The 2120-nt window shown below is 37.9% G+C and carries 1 protein-coding gene; it reads right to left on the bottom strand.

The annotated features are described in order from the left end of the window. Nucleotides 1-998: 998 nt before the first annotated feature. Nucleotides 999-1622 carry a tetratricopeptide repeat protein gene (locus ACE1EF_RS20030; RefSeq protein WP_375722490.1) on the bottom strand — a complete coding sequence of 208 codons (624 nt, stop codon included), beginning with the start codon at nucleotides 1620-1622 and terminating at the stop codon, nucleotides 999-1001. Nucleotides 1623-2120 lie beyond the last annotated feature (498 nt).

The raw sequence follows: 2120 nt of genomic DNA on the forward strand, positions 1-2120 counted from the left end.
GTGTTAGGTGCTGCTGTTTCTTTGTCTGCCCGCATTGAGATTGTAAGATCTGGTCATCTTTCCCGCTCAATTTCCCTGTCGTTAATCTGAAAACCCAAAACACGAAACTTTCCTGGTACTGAGGACAGTTGCTGCGACAACTTTGAGTTTAAAGATCACACCCTAACTACTCAAACGTGAAGACCAGCATAGGGGAGACGTTAATCCGGTGTCCGCCAACTCTAAGCACCATTTAAATAAAGCGTTGGCAAATTAACGTCTAACCAGCTAAGAGCAGCAACTAAATTAAAATTGACAGTCAATTTAATGACGGTTGCACCTAACGTTCCCGCGGTATGGTGTCGTGCGGTTGACTGTCCCACGGAGTGGAGACTGTCAAGCCGAAAACGACGCCAGGATGCATACGGATTTGCAAATTAAAAGAACCGCATGCACTATGCACCGCGTGTTGGGCCCTGGGGTTTCTTTAATATAATATCTCAGTCAAATTTTTCAACCGAAAAATCTACAGTCAGGTTTTAATGAACTGTCAATCGTTCTAATCTCTAATCTAAAAAAGTTAAACTCAACGTTTGGTTTAGTTCACAACTTTCATTGCATAAAAGTCTTTCACGATAAATTGAGACTCAAGGTTTGCAATTCTTTCGAAAACGAACAGTCAGTTTGTATTATCACTCAAAATCAAGTTTTATAATCAAAAGTCAGTATGAAGGAAAGAGGTCATTCCGATTAACAAGGTCAAAGTCTGAAAATTTTTCTTCAAAAAGATGTCTCATAAACGCCGAAAAAAATTTCGTGCTGAAATTGTCCGCTCAGTTCAGTGCGAAATTAAACTCCCTTTTTTCGCCCTTGGGCCCAACGTTCCCGCGGTATGGTGTCGTGGCAGTTTCTTTCACCCGTGAAAGGAACTGTCAGGACGAAAAGGGCTTTGCGCGAACGTTGATATTTTGGGTTTAAAAGTACTGCCATGCACTATGACCGCGTGTTGTAGGGCGTTTTTATTGATTGTCAATAGTTTGTTTGATAATATCACGTTTACTCATTTTTATAAACTCATCAATCATTAAGTAATCTGGATTCTCAGCTTTTAATTTTTCCAAATCATCTTTCCCCTTTTTATCTTGTCCTACAAGTATAAATGATATAGCACGATTAAGTTTATTCGCAAATAAATCCTTTTGTTCATCAGGATTATTTATTCTATCATTAAATAGTTCAATACTCTTTTTATAATTTTTTGCTGCGGCTATGGAGTCTCCCTGCCAATCATATAACATCCCAGCTAATGTCCACCCTTCAGCAAGATCAGGTTTTATCTTAATTAACTTATTACTTACTTTCAATGCTTTATCATATTGTTTCTTACTTATATATACTCCTGTCATATATGAATATGATATGTAGTAGTTTTTATCCTTTCGAATAGCTTTCTTAAAGAAAACCAAAGCGCTATCATACTCCATTCGTTGCATTAATTGAGCACCTTCGTTGGTAAGTTCAATTGCTTTAGAATAATTGTCAGATTTCCGATTTTTAATATCACAAGATTGTAAAATTGTAATGTATAGAAATAAGGATATAATTACTATTGTTCCTTTTGTAATCTTAAAATTTGCATTCATATTTTTTTAATTCTTATGTTCAATTTGGTTTGAATAAATGCCCTACAACGTTCCCGCGGTATGGTGTCGTGGCAGTTTCTGTCCGATAGGATAGGAACTGTCAAGACGAAAAGAGCTGGCTGAGAACGTTTGTACATTTTGTTTAAAAATACTGCCATGCACTATGACCGCGTGTTAGGTGCTGCTGTTTCTTTGTCTGCCCGCATTGAGATTGTAAGATCTGGTCATCTTTCCCGCTCAATTTCCCTGTCGTTAATCTGAAAACCCAAAACACGAAACTTTCCTGGTACTGAGGACAGTTGCTGCGACAACTTTGAGTTTAAAGATCACACCCTAACTACTCAAACGTGAAGACCAGCATAGGGGAGACGTTAATGCGGTGTCCGCCAACTCTAAGCACCATTTAAATAAAGCGTTGGCAAATTAACGTCTAACCAGCTAAGAGCAGCAACTAAATTAAAATTGACAGTCAATTTAATGACGGTTGCACCTAACGTT

It is taken from the genome of Quyinboa sediminis (assembly GCF_042219855.1).
Classification (GTDB): domain Bacteria; phylum Bacteroidota; class Bacteroidia; order Bacteroidales; family UBA5342; genus JBHJHP01.

Bases quoted from the DNA above. Each gene is read 5' to 3' on its own strand.
- ACE1EF_RS20030 (WP_375722490.1), bottom strand. From the start codon at position 1,622: ATGAATGCAAATTTTAAGATTACAAAAGGAACAATAGTAATTATATCC.